Annotated in this window: 16 protein-coding genes; 1 reads left to right on the top strand and 15 read right to left on the bottom strand. The window is 73.2% G+C overall.

Translation table 11 applies throughout. The features are described 5' to 3' along the window. The 5 genes from ACZ4WH_RS01575 to ACZ4WH_RS01555 form a co-directional block, all read right to left on the bottom strand. The coding region (locus ACZ4WH_RS01575; protein WP_468175184.1) for a helix-turn-helix domain-containing protein at positions 1 to 845 on the bottom strand (845 nt) is incomplete at its 3' end. A gap of 82 nt (positions 846 to 927) precedes the next feature. Beyond that, positions 928 to 1,593: a response regulator gene (locus ACZ4WH_RS01570; protein WP_468175181.1), complete on the bottom strand. Its 666-nt coding sequence runs from the start codon at positions 1,591 to 1,593 to the stop codon at positions 928 to 930. Between the two features lie 35 nt (positions 1,594 to 1,628). Further along, positions 1,629 to 2,798, bottom strand: coding sequence for a sensor histidine kinase (locus ACZ4WH_RS01565; protein WP_468175178.1), 1,170 nt, complete (start codon positions 2,796 to 2,798; stop codon positions 1,629 to 1,631). 216 nt (positions 2,799 to 3,014) lie between these two features. Next, the gene (locus ACZ4WH_RS01560) at positions 3,015 to 3,488 is read right to left on the bottom strand and encodes a DUF3017 domain-containing protein (protein ID WP_468175175.1); all 474 of its coding nucleotides are present in this window, start codon (positions 3,486 to 3,488) and stop codon (positions 3,015 to 3,017) included. Continuing rightward, positions 3,478 to 4,332 carry a bifunctional methylenetetrahydrofolate dehydrogenase/methenyltetrahydrofolate cyclohydrolase gene (locus ACZ4WH_RS01555; protein ID WP_468175172.1) on the bottom strand — a complete coding sequence of 285 codons (855 nt, stop codon included), beginning with the start codon at positions 4,330 to 4,332 and terminating at the stop codon, positions 3,478 to 3,480. The genes ACZ4WH_RS01560 and ACZ4WH_RS01555 overlap by 11 nt, the downstream gene beginning before the upstream one ends. A 236-nt stretch (positions 4,333 to 4,568) precedes the next feature. Between ACZ4WH_RS01555 and ACZ4WH_RS01550 the strand changes: the two genes are divergently transcribed. Then, entirely contained in the window at positions 4,569 to 5,168 is a 600-nt protein-coding gene (locus ACZ4WH_RS01550; RefSeq protein WP_468175169.1) for a hypothetical protein, read from the top strand. Positions 5,169 to 5,284: 116 nt separating this feature from the next. Here ACZ4WH_RS01550 and ACZ4WH_RS01545 read toward each other — a convergent pair whose 3' ends face one another. The 10 genes from ACZ4WH_RS01545 to ACZ4WH_RS01500 form a co-directional block, all read right to left on the bottom strand. Next, on the bottom strand, positions 5,285 to 5,929 hold the full coding sequence (locus ACZ4WH_RS01545) for a LuxR C-terminal-related transcriptional regulator (protein WP_014674504.1): 645 nt from the start codon (positions 5,927 to 5,929) through the stop codon (positions 5,285 to 5,287). Further along, positions 5,893 to 7,215 (bottom strand): sensor histidine kinase, encoded by a 1,323-nt coding sequence (locus tag ACZ4WH_RS01540; protein ID WP_468175164.1) that lies wholly within the window; start codon positions 7,213 to 7,215, stop codon positions 5,893 to 5,895. The genes ACZ4WH_RS01545 and ACZ4WH_RS01540 overlap by 37 nt, the downstream gene beginning before the upstream one ends. A gap of 155 nt (positions 7,216 to 7,370) precedes the next feature. Further along, positions 7,371 to 7,826, bottom strand: a complete 456-nt coding sequence (locus ACZ4WH_RS01535; protein ID WP_468175161.1) for a MaoC family dehydratase — start codon at positions 7,824 to 7,826, stop codon at positions 7,371 to 7,373. Between the two features lie 130 nt (positions 7,827 to 7,956). Continuing rightward, positions 7,957 to 9,000 (bottom strand): 2,3-diaminopropionate biosynthesis protein SbnB, encoded by a 1,044-nt coding sequence (gene sbnB / locus ACZ4WH_RS01530; protein ID WP_468175158.1) that lies wholly within the window; start codon positions 8,998 to 9,000, stop codon positions 7,957 to 7,959. A gap of 52 nt (positions 9,001 to 9,052) precedes the next feature. Then, positions 9,053 to 10,744, bottom strand: coding sequence for a phytoene desaturase family protein (locus ACZ4WH_RS01525; RefSeq protein WP_468175155.1), 1,692 nt, complete (start codon positions 10,742 to 10,744; stop codon positions 9,053 to 9,055). A gap of 11 nt (positions 10,745 to 10,755) precedes the next feature. After that, positions 10,756 to 11,484 (bottom strand): 3-oxoacyl-[acyl-carrier-protein] reductase, encoded by a 729-nt coding sequence (gene fabG, locus ACZ4WH_RS01520; RefSeq protein WP_468175152.1) that lies wholly within the window; start codon positions 11,482 to 11,484, stop codon positions 10,756 to 10,758. Beyond that, complete coding sequence (locus ACZ4WH_RS01515; RefSeq protein WP_468175149.1) at positions 11,481 to 12,608, bottom strand: beta-ketoacyl synthase N-terminal-like domain-containing protein; 1,128 nt, start codon at positions 12,606 to 12,608, stop codon at positions 11,481 to 11,483. The genes fabG and ACZ4WH_RS01515 overlap by 4 nt, the downstream gene beginning before the upstream one ends. Then, positions 12,605 to 13,861 (bottom strand): beta-ketoacyl-[acyl-carrier-protein] synthase family protein, encoded by a 1,257-nt coding sequence (locus tag ACZ4WH_RS01510; protein WP_468175146.1) that lies wholly within the window; start codon positions 13,859 to 13,861, stop codon positions 12,605 to 12,607. The genes ACZ4WH_RS01515 and ACZ4WH_RS01510 overlap by 4 nt, the downstream gene beginning before the upstream one ends. A 5-nt stretch (positions 13,862 to 13,866) precedes the next feature. Beyond that, complete coding sequence (locus ACZ4WH_RS01505) at positions 13,867 to 14,118, bottom strand: acyl carrier protein (RefSeq protein ID WP_468175143.1); 252 nt, start codon at positions 14,116 to 14,118, stop codon at positions 13,867 to 13,869. A 172-nt stretch (positions 14,119 to 14,290) separates the two neighbouring features. Then, positions 14,291 to 15,157 (bottom strand): ABC transporter permease, encoded by an 867-nt coding sequence (locus tag ACZ4WH_RS01500; protein ID WP_468175140.1) that lies wholly within the window; start codon positions 15,155 to 15,157, stop codon positions 14,291 to 14,293. Positions 15,158 to 15,451 lie beyond the last annotated feature (294 nt).

Genomic DNA, 15,451 nt, shown 5'->3' with positions numbered 1-15,451 from the left:
CGGCCACTCACCCCCGCCGTGCCCGAACCACCGCCGCTGCCCGAACCACCACCGGAATCCCCGCCCGAGCCACCACCCGCCGCCGTACCCCGGCCACTCACCCCCGCCGTGCCCGAACCACCGCCGCTGCCCGAACCACCACCGGAATCCCCGCCCGAGCCACCACCCGCCGCCGTACCCCGGCCGCTCACCCCCGCCGTGCCCGAGCCACCGCCACTGTCCGAACCACCGCCGGAATCCCTGCCCGGGCCACCGCCGGTCCCCGTACCGTCCGGCACGCTGTCGCGGATGTCGGCGTCCGGGGCCGTCGGCTGGGCCGGGATCTTCGGCGAGACACCGGTGGGGCCGGCGAGCCCCAGCGCGGCCGCGAGGCCACCGCCCTCGCCGGCGCCCTTCTCGCCACCCTTCCGATCGGCCGCCCCCACGGACGTACTCCCATCGGAACCACCAGCCGACCCTGCGGACCTCCCCCCAACCACACGCCCGGCCGCGTCCGTCGGTCTGGCGAGGTCGCCCAAGGCCGCTCGGGACTCCGTGATGTGGATGGCCTGGATCGTGTGGTCGTCGTTCGACTCCGCTCGGGTCCAGGCCCGTTCGGCCAGTTCCCACAGGGTGGTCAGGGGGCCGGGGTCGGTGTCCGTGGCCTCGGCCAGGGCGATGACCGCGCCCTTGGGAGCGAGGAGCCGGCCGCCCAGGTAGCGTTCCCAGGACGTCTTGGCGTAGCCCGTGCGGTCGGCCAGTGCCGCGGTGCTCAGGCCGCCGCGGTCGACCAGTTGCCGCAACTGGACGGTGAACTCCTCGATCTGCGGGTCCAGATCCTCCGGCAGGGCTTTCCACCGAGGCATCGTCTACCCCCTCTTCCCCTCTTCCCCCGTGTTCCGTGCAGGCCGCGCGGTACGCGCTGACCAAAGGATGCCAGGGCGGCGGTCAGCCGCCGGGCGTCACCAGTCCCGTCTCGTACGCCAGCACCACCGCCTGCGCCCGGCTGCCGAGGTCGAGTTTGGTCATCGTGCGGTTGAGGTGGGTCTTGACGGTGGCCTCGCTGATGTAGAGGCGGTCGGCGATCTCCAGGTTGGACAGGCCCCGGGCGGTGAGCTTGAGGACCTCCACCTCACGGGAGGTGAGCACGCCGAGGTCGGGCGGGGGCGCGGTGTCGGCGGGCGCCTGCTGCCGGGCGAAGGCCTCCACGAGGCGCCGGGTGACGCTGGGGGCGAACAGGGCGTCGCCGCCGTCGACCGCCGTGACCGCCGCGAGCAGCCGCTCGGGGCCGGAGTCCTTCAGCAGGAACCCGGAGGCGCCGGCCCGCAGCGCCCCGTACACGTACTCGTCCAGGTCGAAGGTGGTCAGCACCAGGACCCGGGGCGGGCGGTCGGTGGCCTCGGCGAGAATCCGTTCGGTGGCCTCGATGCCGTTGACGCCGGGCATCCGGATGTCCATGAGGACGACGTCGGGCCGGGTCTCGGCGGCGAGGCGCACCGCCTGCTCGCCGTCCCCCGCCTCGCCCACCACCGCGAAGCCGGGCGCGGCGTCCAGCAGGCCGACGAGACCGGCGCGGATGAGGAACTGGTCGTCCACGACGAGCACTCTGATCATTCCGTACGATCGTCCCCCCGGCCGTGCGCCGTCCCTCAGCGCTCCGCTTCTCGCGTGCCCCCGCGGTCGCGTTCGGCGGCCGAGGTCGGCAGGGTCAGCCGGACCTCGTAGCCGCCCTCGGAGCGTGGGCCGACGCTGATCGTCCCGCCGTAGAGCGTGGCCCGCTCCCGCATCCCAATCAAGCCGTGCCCGCTGCCCGTGGGCATTCTGTCCGGATCTGCCCCCTCGCCGTCGTCGGTGACGCGGACGCTCAGCTCGTGGGCGCCGTACCGGAGTTCGACGCGCGCGTGTGCGGGACCGGCGTGTTTGAGGGCGTTGGTGAGGGCTTCCTGGACGACGCGGTAGGCGCACAGTTCGACGCCGGGCGGCAGCGGGCGGGCGGTGCCCTCGACGGCGAGGTCCACGGGCAGGCCGCCGGCCCGGACCCGGTCCAGGAGTTCGCCGAGCCGGGCCAGGGTGGGCATGGGGGCCCGCTGGGGAGCCTCGGGGTCCTCCTCGCGCAGCACCTGGAGCATGCGGCGCAGCTCCTCCAGGGCCTCGCGGCTGGTGTCGGCTATGGTGCCGAGCGCGCCGCGTGCCTTGCCGGGGTCGGAGTCGAAGACGAACCGGGCGAGCCCTGCCTGCACGGAGATGACGGACATGTGGTGGGCGACGACGTCGTGCAGTTCGCGGGCGATCCGGCCGCGTTCCTCGGCGACCGCGCGCCGGGCCCGCTCGGCCTGTTCGGCGCGCAGCCGACGGGTGAGTTCGGCGCTGCGGCGGGCCAGGTGCCCGAACCAGACGAGCACCGAGCTGTAGAGCAGCGCCTGGCCGAGCACGGACGCAATGGAGGGGCTGTGGCTGACCACGCCGGCGTACACCCAGACCGCGGCCATGCAGGCGGCGCAGGCGAGCGCGGTGCGCGGCGGGCGGACGGAGGCCACGGTGTACAGGGCGAGCATGGCGCCGAAGGTGCACACCACGGGCCAGTGGCCGAGGCTGACGTAGCCGATCGCGGCGGCCTCGACGACGGCGAAGACGGCGAGGGGGTGGCGGCCGCGCAGGGCGACCGGGAGGTGGGCGAGGGCGACGAGGGCGTAGGCGCGGGTGTCGAGTTCCGGCCATCCCTGCGCCCGGGACTCCTGCGCGAGCAGGACCGCCACCACGGCCATGGCCACCGCGATCAACGTGTCCACGACGAGTGGGCGGGGGGTCCTCAGTCGCATCGCCGCAGGGTAACCCGCACGGCCGCGGCCCGGAGTCAACCGTGCGCGGTACCGCGTAAGTTGCAGCGCCCGGCCGTCGTACCCCCCTGGACGGTACGGCGGTTCGCTCCGGGGGCTGAGGCGGCGCGCGGCGGACGGCCGTAGCGTCGGGCAGGGGGGTACGGCGGTGGCCCGCGTCCCCGGGGGAGGCGCGGGCCACCTGTCTTACGGAGCGCGCTACTTGTCGAGCGTGAAGTGCAGGATGTCCTTGAGGAAGGGGATCTGGAGCCACGGCGAGGGCTGGGCCATCATCGAGAGCAGCACGATGGCCAGGCCGAGGATGCCGTAGGTGACGATGTCCGTGAAACGGGAGCGGACGGCGAGCATGCCGACGCCGGGCAGCATCCACCGCATGACCGCGCCGGCCAGCAGGGCGACGCCGACCAGCAGGGTGCCGAAGCGGAACACGTCGAGCGCGGTCAGCAGCAGGCCGAGCGCCACCGTCGACAGCACGACGAGCATCGGCCACTGCCGGGCGGGCGCCGGGGCGTCGCCGGCCGCGGCCCGGCCGCCGCCCTCGGGGCGTGCGGTGTCCCGGGTGAACAGCGGGAAGCGGCGGGTGACGCGGCGCGGGCGCCCCTCGGCGTCAGGGGCGCTGATCGCGTCGCGCGCGGTCGGTTCCGCGGGCCCGCGGGTGTCCTCAGCCGGCACTGCGCTCCGCCGCCTCGACCACGTTGACCAGCAGCAGCGCCCGGGTCATCGGGCCGACGCCGCCGGGGTTCGGGGAGATCCAGCCGGCCACCTCGGTCACGTCCGGGTGGACGTCGCCGACGATCTTGCCCTCGGCGTTGCGGGAGACGCCGACGTCCAGGACGGCCGCGCCCGGCTTGACGTCCTCGGCGCGGATCAGGTGCGGGGAGCCGGCCGCCGCGATGATGATGTCGGCCCGCTTCAGGTGGGCGGAGAGGTCACGGGTGCCGGTGTGGCACTGGGTGACGGTGGCGTTCTCGCTGCGCCGGGTGAGCAGCAGCGGCATCGGGCGGCCGATGGTGACACCGCGGCCGACGACCACGACCTCGGCGCCCTTGATCTCCACGCCGTGGCGGCGCAGCAGGGTGAGGATGCCGTTGGGGGTGCAGGGCAGCGGGGCCGGCTCGTTCAGGACGAGGCGGCCGAGGTTCATCGGGTGCAGGCCGTCGGCGTCCTTGGCCGGGTCCATCAGCTCCAGGACGCGGTTCTCGTCGATGCCCTTGGGCAGCGGCAGCTGGACGATGTAGCCGGTGCAGGACGGGTCCTCGTTCAGCTCGCGGACGACCGCCTCGATCTCCTCCTGGGTGGCGGTGGCGGGCAGCTCGCGCTGGATGGAGGCGATGCCCACCTGGGCGCAGTCGCGGTGCTTGCCGGCGACGTACTTCTGGCTGCCGGGGTCGTCCCCGACCAGGATCGTGCCGAGGCCGGGCGTGACGCCCTTCTCCTTCAGCGCCGCCACGCGGGCGGTCAGATCGGACTTGATCTCGGCTGCGGTGGCCTTGCCATCGAGAATCTGGGCGGTCATGGTCCCATCCTCGCGGATGACCCGCCCATGGTTCCAATCCGGGTGTCACGGCATGATCAGCGATGTTGCACTTGCACAACACATGACGCCTCCGGCTGGACAAGTAAGAGCCTGTTAAAGAACGATGAGCGGACAGTGCCGCGGGCAGTACCGGGGGGACGGACCGCATCTGTAGAACTTCCTCCGAACCGTGCCGCGCGTCGTCCCCGCACTTGAGCAAACGGAGGAAGACCGCCATGAGCTTTGGCGACCCCAACAACCCGTACGGCCCGCCGCAGGGCCAGCAGGGCGGCCATCCGCAGCAGGGCCAGCCCGGATACGGCTACCCGAGCGCCCCGCAGGGCCAGCCGGGATACGGCTACCCGGCCGCGCCGCCGGTGCAGCAGCCGTACGGCTACGGCATGCCGATGGAGATGCCGGGCCTGATCAAGACGGCTCGGGTGCTGCTGTTCATCCTTGCGGGCTTCCAGTACCTGGCCGGCCTGTTCCTCGGCATCGCCGCCGGCGCCGCGCAGGACGTCTCCAACGGCATCGGCTCCGGTGACGACACCAGCATGGCCACCGGTGCGCTGATCGCGTTCGCGCTGCTGATGCTGGCGCTGGGCACCCTGTCGATCTTCCTGGGCGTGAAGTTCAAGAAGGGCGGCGGCGGCATCCGCGTCACGACGATCGTGTACGCGTCGCTGATGCTGCTCGGCAGCCTGGTGAACATCGTCAACGGCGGTGGCGGTTCGGCGACCTTCGGCGGCGTCATCTCCCTGGCCTTCGCCGGCATCATCCTCGCGTCGATGGTCAACGGCTCCGCCTCGGCCTGGTTCAACCGGCCGCGGTACTGATCCGCCCGGCACCCGACACTCCAGGGCCGCGTCCCGTCCGCCCGGACGGGGTGCGGCCCGGTGTCGTCTCCGGCGGCTCCGCGCACCGGTCGGGTCGGCTCACCGGTCCGGTCGGCTCACTGGTCCAGGTAGGCCAGCACCGCCAGGACGCGGCGGTTGTCGCCGTCCGTCGGGAGCAGGCCGAGCTTGGTGAAGATGTTGCTGATGTGCTTGGCGACGGCCTTCTCGGTGACGAACAGGGCCTGGGCGATGCCCGCGTTGGAGCGGCCCTGGGCGACGAGTTCGAGGACCTCGCGTTCGCGTTCGGAGAGGCTGCCGACGGATTCGTCGCGCTCCTTGCGGACCAGCAGCTGGGAGATGACCTCGGGGTCCATGGCGGTGCCGCCCGCGGCCACCCGCTGGATCGAGTCCAGGAACTGGCCGCCGTCGGTGACGCGGTCCTTGAGCATGTAGCCGACGCCCCGGCCGCCGCTGGTGAGCAGCTCACGGGCGTAGAGGGGTTCGACGTACTGGGAGAGCAGGAGCACCGGCAGGTCCGGGTTGCGCTTGCGCGCGGCGAGGACCGCGCGCAGGCCCTCGTCGGTGAAGTTCGGCGGCAGCCGGACGTCGACGACCGCGACGTCCGGCTGTTCGCGGTCCAGCGCTTCGAGCAGATCGGTGCCGTTGTCCACGGCGGCCACCACGTCGTGGCCGTAGGCCCCGAGCAGGCGGATCAGCCCGTCCCTCAGGAGGAAGTGGTCTTCGGCGAGGACAATACGCACGGGATCTCCATCGTCACCATCGTCGGCCCGCCCACGGGACTGCTCAGGGCCAGCACGCCGTCGAAGGTGGCGAGCCGGCGCTCGATGCCGCGCAGGCCGGTGCCACGGGAGGCGTCGGCACCGCCGTGGCCGTCGTCGGTCACGGTGATGTGCAGCATCCCGCGATCGTAACGAAGGTCGATCCAGGCGCGGGCGGCACCCGCGTGCTTCGCGACATTGGTGAGGATCTCGGAGATGGCGAAGTAGGCGGCGGACTCCACGGGCATCTCGGGGCGGCCGGGCAGGTCGACCTGGACCTCGGTGCGCACCGGGCAGGTCATCGCCAACGCCCGTACGGCGTCGGCGAGTCCGCGGTCGGCGAGGACCGGCGGGTGGATGCCGCGGACCAGGTTGCGCAGTTCCTCCAGCGCCGCCGAGGACGACTGCCGGGCCTCGATGAGCAGGGCGCGGACGGCCTCGGGGTTGGTCTCCAGCAGGTGCTCGGCCGCGTCCAGGGTCATGCCCATGGCAACGAGACGGGCCTGGGCGCCGTCGTGCAGATCGCGCTCGATCCGCCGGATCTCGGCCATCTGCGTGTCCACCGCGTCGGAGCGGGTGGCGGCCAGGTGCTGGATCCGGCTGGCCATCAGCTCGCTCTCGCTCGGCGCCAGCATCGCCCTGGTGTAGAGGGCGTGCCGGCGCACCGCGCGCGGGGCCGCCCACAGGGCCAGCGGCAGTTGCAGCAGCCCGAGGACGCCGGCGAGCACCGCCGTGGCCTGGCCCTCGATCGGGATGAACTGGTACCACAGGCCGTCCCACTCGGTGGACAGCGGCACCCCGAAGAAGGCGAGGAAGACCCCCCAGACGCCGCTGAGGATCAGCGCGAGCGGGAAGAAGGCGAGGAAACCGCCGGCGATCGGGTCCGTGAGCACCCAGACGTACTCCCGCCGGGTCTGCGGGTCGCTCATGATCCAGCGGTAGCGGGCGACGGCACCGGAGGCTCCGGCGGGCGCGGGCGGCAGCGGTCCGGGCGGGCCGGGGATCTCCACGCCCGCCCAGCGCCGGGCGAGTTCCCGCTGCTGCGCGGCCAGGTTGCGCACGCCCTCCATGGCCCGCGGCACCATGCCGAGGCCGGGACCGACCAGGCTGATCGCGCCGGACACGGCGAGCGAACGGCCGAAGGCCGCCATCGACATCCAGCACAGGGTCACCACCCGGCGCAGGCCCGTCAGCCCGGCCGACACCGAGAATCCTCTGATCGCGTCCGGCGGGCGGATCCCGCCCAGCTGCATCGTGCGGTCGTCCATGCGACTCGCTCCTTCCTGGCCTTGCTCCGCCGTGCGCGGCGCCGGTGCCGTACGTCTGTCGTGGTCCGAGGGGCCCGCACTCATTGTGGTGGCCGAGGGGCCGGGAAATCGGTGGTAAAAACCCCCCTCTTGCGGCCCTTCTCGGCCAACTCCCGTCAGGGTGCGACGAACAGCGAGAGCGTGTCGGCCACGCAGGCGGCCCGGGGCTCCCCCTCGACCTCCACCGTCATACGGACGGCGGCCAGGTGACCGGCGGGCGTCTCGCGCACACCGGTGAGCCTGGCCCCGCCGCGCACCCGGGAACCGACCGGCACCGGGCGCGGGAACCGCACCTTGTCCAGGCCGAAGTTGACGCCCAGCTCCACCTTCTCGATGGCGAAGATGGCCCGCATCATGGCGGGCAGCAGGGCGAGGGTCATGTAGCCGTGCAGGATGGTGCCGCCGAACGGGCCGGTCGCGGCCCGCTCCGGATCGGTGTGGATCCACTGCGAGTCGCCGGTCGCCCCCGCGAACTGGTCCACCTGATCCTGCGTCACCCGCAGCCACTCGCTGTGGCCGAGGTGTTCGCCGACGGCGGCGGAGAACTCGTCCAGACTGGCGAAAGATCTCATGGCGTCGATTCTGTGCGGCTGCCGAACGGCCGGACAAGGCGGTCGCCCGCCGCGCGGCCGTTCGGTCAGCGAGCCGTCATCCGTTCGTCAGCGTGCGCGCCGGGCCGGGCCGGCGCCGGCGCGCACGGGGTCAGCCGTACCGCTTCAGCTCGTGGAAGAAGCCCGGCACGGTGTGCAGTCGGTCGGCGTCCCGGACGCGGTCGTGGACGTACTTGGCGACCGCCAGGTCGAGCACGCCCAGGCCGAACGGCGAGAAGACCACCGGCCGGTCGGCGGGCGGGGTGATCGCGCCGGTCAGCACGTCGTAGAGGGTGCCGGCGACGAAGTCCCGGTTGCCGGTGAGCTGTTCGGCCAGGTGGGGCGAGGTGTTGGCCTTCAGGCAGTGGTCGATGTCGTCGACCGCGTTCCACGCGGAGAGGATGATCTCCGGGGACAGGTCGCGCAGCGACACGTGCAGCACCAGCGGGTTGTGCGTGAACCACTCCGGGTCGGTCACGTGCGGCTCGCCCGCGACGGTCGCGAAGACGACGAGGTCGCTGGCGCGGATCAGGTCCTCCGGCTTCTCGTGCACGGTGATCTCCGCGCCCTCCCCGGCCGCGCGCCGCAGATAGCCCGTGAAGCCCTCCGCGTGCTCGGCGGACAGGTCGTGCACGCCGAGGGCGTCGAAGGAGAAGCCGGTGGCCGCCAGGTAGGTGTGCAGATAGCGGGCGATCAGGCCGGTGCCGATGAAGCCGACCCGGGTGGGCCGGGTGCCGCGCGCCCGGCTGATCCGGTCGGCCGCGAGGGCCGCCGAGGCGGCGGTGCGGGCGGCGCTGATGATGGAGGACTCCAGGCAGGCGAACGGGTAGCCCGTCCGCGCGTCGTTGAGGACGAGGACGGCCGAGGCGCGCGGCAGGCCGGCGGCCACGTTCTCCGGGAAGCTGGAGATCCACTTGATGCCGTGCACGTCCACGTCACCGCGCACCGAGGCGGGCAGCGCGATGATCCGGGAGGACGGGCGGTCCGGGAAGCGCAGGAAGTACGAGTCGGGGTTGACCGTCTGTGCCTCGCCGTGCAGCCGGTACGCGGCCTCGACGGTCGAGACGACCTCGTCCTCGGCGCCGGCGAGCACCTGGTGCACCTGGGCACCGGAGATCACGGAGAAGGACGGGACCTGGGACACCTGTGAGGTCATGGGAACACTGCTCCAGGGAGTTCGTTGACGAAGGGGGCGGTCGGCGGGCCGGTCAGCCGATGCGGGCCAGGCCCTTGGCGTGCCGCCGGGCGCGTCCGCGCGACACCTGCAACGGGTCCCAGCCGGCCGTGCGCCGGGGCAGCCGGGCGGGGTCGCCGAGCACCGTGCCGGACATCACCTCGGGCAGCAGGGGGCGCCCCAGGATCCGGGAGACCGCGGCCATGCCGCCGGCGGCGACCCCGGCCATGCCGCTGCCGTGCCGGGTGTTCTGCCCGACCACGTACAGCCCCTCGACGTCGGTGCGCACATCGGGCCGCTGGCCGCGCGGCCCCCAGCCGGCCATGCCGTACGGGGTGCCGCCGCTGGCGCGGATGTAGCGCTCGTGGGTGAGCGGGGTGGCGGCCTCCACATGGGTGATCCGGTCCCGGAACGGGCCGAGGACCTGCTCGGCGGTGTCCAGGGCCAGCTCGGTGACCTGCCGTTTGCGGGCCAGGTAGGCGGGCCGGCGGCGGTACGGCTCGCCCGCGAGCGGGCCGCCGTCCGCGCCCCAGAACGCGTGTCCGGGCGGGAGGATCGTCAGCAGCTGGAAGTTGCTGTGGCCCGGCGGGCACACGGCCGGGGACCCGGCGTCCTTCACGGAGGCGAAGGAGAAGGCGAGCTGGGGAATCCGGTCCAGGGTGCCGGTGCGGGCGTAGCGGTCCAGCATCTCGGCCTGCGCGCCCTCCATGTCGTCGCTGCCGTGCCACCAGATGTTGGCGTTGGGCAGGCCGGCCAGCTCGGTGTCGAGGGCGACGTACACCGCGACCACCGCGTCCCGCATTCTGGCCGCGCGGGTCCGCGCGACCAGGTCGGCCGGGAAGGTCTCCTCGCCGCCGCACAGGTCCAGGACGGTACGGCGGTAGTCGGCGTTGGAGACGACCAGCGGGGCGGAGATCCGGGTGCCGTCGGCGAGTTCGACGCCGGTGGCGCGGCCCCGCTCGACCAGGATGCGGCGCACCTCGCAGCGGGTGCGCAGCTCGCCGCCGTACGCCTCCAGGGCCTCCACGAACGCGGCCACCAGGGCCTGGCCGCCGCCCTCCGGGTAGTAGGCGCCGCGCAGGTAGTGGTCCATCATCGTGACGTGCTCGGCGAAGCCGACGTCGGCGGGCAGGGCGCCGTAGTTGCCGGCCTGCGCGGCGAGCAGGGTGCGGCCCTTGGCGGACAGCCCGCAGTGGTCCAGGGCCTGGCCGAGGGTGCGCCGGTTCCAGCGCATGGTCTCGGGCGACCGGCGGAACAGCTCCACCATCGGGGTGCCGAGCAGACTGGCCCGGCCGGCCTCGGCGACGGCCGTGGCAAGGTCGATGAAGCGGTCCACGGCGTCGGCCTCGGCGGGCAGGGCCGCCTTGACGCGGGCGCGGTAGCGGTCCCAGCCGGCCGGTACGTCGACCTGGGCGGTGGGCGTGATGACGCGGTCGAAGCCGCCGTCGTTGTCCATCGGCCGGAACCGCACCCGGTCGGCCACCCCCAGCCCGGACAGGACGGCGGGCAGCAGCCCGTCCGGGCCGCAGTCGCCGAGGTAGTGGGTGCCGACGTCGAACTCGTACTTGCGCCGGCGCCGGAAGACATGGGCGTTGCCGCCGGCGACGTCGTGCTGTTCCAGGACGAGGACCCGGCGGCCGTCTGCGGCGAGATAGCCGGCCGTCACCAGGCCGCCGACGCCGCTGCCGACCACGATCGCGTCGTACCGCTCCCCCGTACCCTGCATGTGGCCCCCCATCAGAAGACGCCGCCCCCGTGGATCTCCAGGACCGCTCCGGTGATGTACGCGGCCTGGTCGGACACCAGGAACGCCACCAGGTCGGCCACTTCCTCGGCACGGCCCAGCCGGCCCAGCGGCACGCCCTTGAGCTGGCGTTCCAGGGCCGCGGCCGGCATGCCGCCGACCATGTCGGTCTCGATCAGCCCCGGGGCGACGACGTTGGCGCGCACGCCCCGCGGGCCCAGCTCCTTGGCGAGGGACCTGGTGAAGCCGATGATCCCGGCCTTGGAGGCGGCGTAGTTGGCCTGCCCGGTGTTGCCGTAGATGCCCGCCACCGAGGACAGGTTGACGATGACGCCGGTGCGGCGCTTGCTCATGGTGAACGCGGCGGCCCGGCACACGTGGTAGACGCCGTCCAGGTTGGTGCGCAGCACCCCGTCCCAGTCCTCCTGGCCCATCAGCACCAGCGGCCGGTCGCGGGTGATGCCCGCCGAGGTGACCACGGCGTCGACGGGGCCGAGTTCGCGTTCGGTGCGCGCGTACCACTCGCGCACCTCCTCCGGGTCGGCGACGTCACAGCGGACGGCGAGCACCCGGGTGCCGTGCTCGGCGGCCTCCTTGGCGAGTTCCTCGGCGGCGTCCTGGTGGGAGCGGTAGCAGAACGACACGTCGAAGCCGTCCCGCGCGAGCCGCCGTACGACGGCCCGGCCGATGCCCCGGGAACCGCCGCTGACCAGCGCGATCACGCGTCCTCCCCGAGCAGTCGCAGCACGGCGGCGGCGACGGCGCCGTCCCGGTCGACGGCGGTCACCAGCGCGGCCCGGCCCCGGGAGCCCGGGTCGGCCGCGGCCACGGAGAGCACCGCGGCGATCTGGAAGGACGCGGCGGCGGCGCTGGTGTCGCCGAGCAGCTCCATCGACGGCACCCGGCGCAGCGCCTCGGCCGGCACCAGCGCGGCGAGCGCCTCGTACTCGGCGCGGCCCGCGTCGCTCGGCGCCGCGCAGGGTACGGCCGCCCAGACCTCGTCGGCGGTGACCCCGGCCCGCTCCAGGGCGCGGCGGGCGCAGGCGCCGACCGTCGCGAACGGGTCGTCGTCGATGTCGACGCGGGTCTCGATGCTCAGCACGGCGGCCAGCGGAGGCCGTTCGGCGGCCTGGGCGGGCTCCAGCAGGAACAGTCCGCAGCCCTCGCCGAGCAGCGGCGCGGGCTCGCCCGGCTGGGCGGCGGTGGCCTCGTACCAGGCGTGCGCGGCGGAGAACTCCTCGGCGGAACCGGCCACGTACCTGGTCGCCCGGCCCTGCGCCAGCAGCCGGCGGGCGTAGTTCAGCGCCAGCAGCCCGGCGGCCCGGCCGCCGGCGACCGTGGTGTTGGGGCCCTTCAGGCCGTGCCGGATGGCGGTGGCGCCGGCGGCGTGGTTGAGGCTGCCGAACGGGATGCGGCCGGCGTCGACGTAGAAGGGGCGCTCGTTGGTGTAGGACTGGCGCAGGAAGTCGGTGACGTTCTCCAGGCTGCCCATGGTGATGCCGAGGACGACACCGGTCAGGTCGTCCGTGGCGACGGCCGGCTCGCCGTCGGCGTCCCGCAGCAGCCCGTCGGAGGCGACCAGGGCGAGCGCGGTGAGCCGGTCCATCTTGGCGGTGCCCCGCTTGCCGAGCAGCTCCTGGATGTCGAAGCCGGGCACGGTGCACACCTCCGGCGACGGCAGCGCGCCGAGAGCGGCGTCCGCCATCACGGCCGTCTTCGCGCCGGCGCGCACGCCGGCGACGAACGCCTCGCGGCCGACGCCGTACGGCGACACCGCCGACCAGCCGGTGATGACGGGCGTGTCCGGGGGCAGCGCGGCCCGCGGGACGGCAGTTGCGTTGCTCATGGTCGGACCTTCTCCCCGTAGGTGCCCAGGATCAGCACGGCGTTGTTGCCGGCGAAGGCGCTGGAGTTGTTCTGCACGATCCGGACGTCCGCCGTGACGGCCTCGTTGGGTACGACGTCGAGCGGGCAGTCCGGGTCGGTCTCGCGGTGGTTGATGGTGGGCGGGATGAACCCGTGCTCGATGGCGAGACCGCAGGCGATGGCGCCGAGCGCGCTGGCCGCGCCCATCGAGTGCCCCAGCATCGACTTCACGGCGACCGTGCGCGGCGGCGCGTCCCCGTACACGTCCAGGATGGCGGCCGTCTCGGTGCTGTCGTTGGCCCTGGTGCCGGTGCCGTGCGCGGAGATGAAGTCGACCTCCTGCCGCTTGACGCCGGCGTCGTCCAGGGCGAGCCGGATGCCCCGGGCGATGCCGTCCCGGTTGGGGGCGGTGGGGTGGGCGGCGTCGCAGCTGAGGCCGTAGCCGAGAACCTCGGCGTAGACGCGGGCGCCACGGGCCAGGGCCGACTCCAGGCTCTCCAGGACGAGGATGCCCGCTCCCTCGCCGGTCAGGATGCCCTTGCGGTCCTTGTCGAAGGGGCGCACCACGTCCGGGCTGAGCGCGCCGAACCGCTTGAACAGCGCGAACGCCTTGCGGCAGACGGCGTCGGCGCCGCCGCACAGCGCCAGGTCGACCTCACCGGAGCGGATGGCGTCCAGGCCGTAGCCGATCGAGTAGTTGCCCGCCGCGCAGGCCGTGGTGACCGTGGTCGCCTCCACGTTCGGCATGCGCAGTTCACGGGCGATGGCGGTGGAGAGCCGGCCCGCGTGGATACGGCGGGCGAGCACCGGGTCCATCGCCTCGGGGTCCCCGGCGGCCAGCTCCTGCTCCAGGAGGACGGCGATGTCGTGGGACTCGCCGTCGGTGGTGCCGACGGTGATGACGGCGGGCCGGTCGGCCAGGTCGGCCTCGGTCAGTCCCGCGTCCTCCACTGCCATGCGGGCCGCGGCGACGGCGAACTGGCCGGCGCGGCCCACGTGGTCGGACGGCAGGTTGCGGATCCAGCGCTCCGGCTCGAAGTCGGGGACCTCGCAGGCGGTGTTCTGCCCGAAGCCCTCGGTGTCGAAGCGGGTGATCGGCCGGGCGCCGGAGCGGCCGGCCCTCAGGCCCTCGGTGTACTCCTCGACCCCGGTGCCGATGCTGGAGATCACCCCGAAGCCGGTGACGACGACCCGTCGCCGGCCGGCCCCGTCGGTGGATGCCGTGGTGGTCATGGGCGTCACCAGCCGGCGGCCGCGGCGGCCACCTGGTAGGTGGCCTCCACGTTGACCATCTTCGGCAGCTCGTTCATGTCGATGACGATGGAGAACTCCATTTCCAGCGCGCTGAGGACGTCGATCAGCTTGAGGGAGTCCGCGCCCAGTTCGTCGATGAAGAGCGCCGAGTCGGAAAGGCGCTCCAGGTCCACGTCGATGTTCTCGGCGATGATTTCCCGGATACGGGTGAGGCGCTCGGGAGCGGCCGTCGTCATGGCTCGTTCCTCCGTTTTCGGATGGCCGGTGGGTGATTCGCGAAAGACCTGCGAGGAAAAGTCGAAAGGAGCGGGAAAGCTGCGCGGAATGGGCAGCGAAGCGGCTCGGCAAAAACCTAGTCAGCGGCGATGACTGTCCGATGACCGCCAACTGACGGCCCGCTGACGGCGGTCAGTGGCCGCCCGCACGGCGGAACCCGCGGACACCGCCCCACACCGCGGCGAGCAGCAGCGCCGTGAGCGTCACGGCGGTCACCAGGCCCGGGTGATGGGCGGGGAAGCCGCCGGAGGCCGCCACGCCCGGGTCGTTGCCCCACAGCTGCCGGCAGGTCGTGATGACCGACGTGACGGGGTTCCACTCGGCGACCGGGCGCAGCCAGCCGGGCAGGCCGCTGACGGGGACGTAGGCGTTGGACAGGAAGCTGAGGACGACCAGCACCAGCGCGCCGGTGCCGTCGATGGCCTCGATGTTGCGCTGGGTGGTGCCGAGCAGGATGCCGACCCAGGTCATCACGTAGATGAAGGCGAGCAGCACGCCGAAGCCGGCGGCGGTGCGCAGCACGCCCTCGTGCGGACGCCAGCCCACGCCCAGGCCGACGAGGCTGACCGCGGTCAGGCTGACCGCGCCGACGACCAGGTCGGACAGGGTGCGCCCGATCAGCACGGAGGACGGGGAGATCGGCAGCGAGCGGAACCGGTCGACCAGCCCGTGCCGCAGGTCCAGTGCGACGCCGATGGCGGTGGGACCGACGCCCGTCAGGCCGACCTGGATGGCGATGCCGGCCATGATGAAGTCCTCGTAGGCCATACCGCCCGGGATGTGCATGGAGGTGCGGAAGAGGTAGCCGACGGCGATCAGCATCACCAGCGGGTTCATGGTGACCAGCACCAGCCGGCCAGGTGACCGGCGCAGATGGGTCAGATGGCGGCCGGCCAGGGCGAACGTGTCACCGAGGTGCCCGCGCACGGGCCCGGCCGAACCGGGCCGGACGGCGGCCGGCCGGGACGGGGCGGTCGGGGTGGTGGCCGTGGCCGTCACTGGGGCTCCTCTTTCGTGGCCGTCAGGGGTTGTGTGTTCGCGGCCGTCAGGCGCTCCGCGCTCGCGCCCGCCAAGGGGTCTTCCTTCGCGACCGCCCCGGGCTCACCTCTGGCGGCCGTCAGGGTCTGCCTCTCCGTGGCCGCCACGAGGGCCCCCTCAACGGCCACCCCGGGCTCGCCTCGCTCAGCCGCCACGGACTGCTTCTCCCCGGCTGTGACGGGCCGGTCCGTGGCCGTCGCGGGTCGGTTCTCCGTCGTCGGCGTCGGCTCCGCTCTCGTGGCCGTCGCGGGCCGC

It is taken from the genome of Streptomyces sp. NPDC029138 (assembly GCF_055564375.1).
The sequence above is the reverse complement of the archived record's forward strand: the minus strand, read 5'-3'. Positions and strand labels throughout refer to the sequence as shown.

Bases quoted from the DNA above. Each gene is read 5' to 3' on its own strand.
- ACZ4WH_RS01570 (WP_468175181.1), bottom strand. From the start codon at position 1,593: ATGATCAGAGTGCTCGTCGTGGACGACCAGTTCCTCATCCGCGCCGGT.
- ACZ4WH_RS01565 (WP_468175178.1), bottom strand. From the start codon at position 2,798: ATGCGACTGAGGACCCCCCGCCCACTCGTCGTGGACACGTTGATCGCG.
- ACZ4WH_RS01555 (WP_468175172.1), bottom strand. From the start codon at position 4,332: ATGACCGCCCAGATTCTCGATGGCAAGGCCACCGCAGCCGAGATCAAG.
- ACZ4WH_RS01550 (WP_468175169.1), top strand. From the start codon at position 4,569: ATGAGCTTTGGCGACCCCAACAACCCGTACGGCCCGCCGCAGGGCCAG.
- ACZ4WH_RS01540 (WP_468175164.1), bottom strand. From the start codon at position 7,215: ATGGACGACCGCACGATGCAGCTGGGCGGGATCCGCCCGCCGGACGCG.
- ACZ4WH_RS01535 (WP_468175161.1), bottom strand. From the start codon at position 7,826: ATGAGATCTTTCGCCAGTCTGGACGAGTTCTCCGCCGCCGTCGGCGAA.
- sbnB (WP_468175158.1), bottom strand. From the start codon at position 9,000: ATGACCTCACAGGTGTCCCAGGTCCCGTCCTTCTCCGTGATCTCCGGT.
- ACZ4WH_RS01525 (WP_468175155.1), bottom strand. From the start codon at position 10,744: ATGCAGGGTACGGGGGAGCGGTACGACGCGATCGTGGTCGGCAGCGGC.
- ACZ4WH_RS01515 (WP_468175149.1), bottom strand. From the start codon at position 12,608: ATGAGCAACGCAACTGCCGTCCCGCGGGCCGCGCTGCCCCCGGACACG.
- ACZ4WH_RS01510 (WP_468175146.1), bottom strand. From the start codon at position 13,861: ATGACCACCACGGCATCCACCGACGGGGCCGGCCGGCGACGGGTCGTC.
- ACZ4WH_RS01505 (WP_468175143.1), bottom strand. From the start codon at position 14,118: ATGACGACGGCCGCTCCCGAGCGCCTCACCCGTATCCGGGAAATCATC.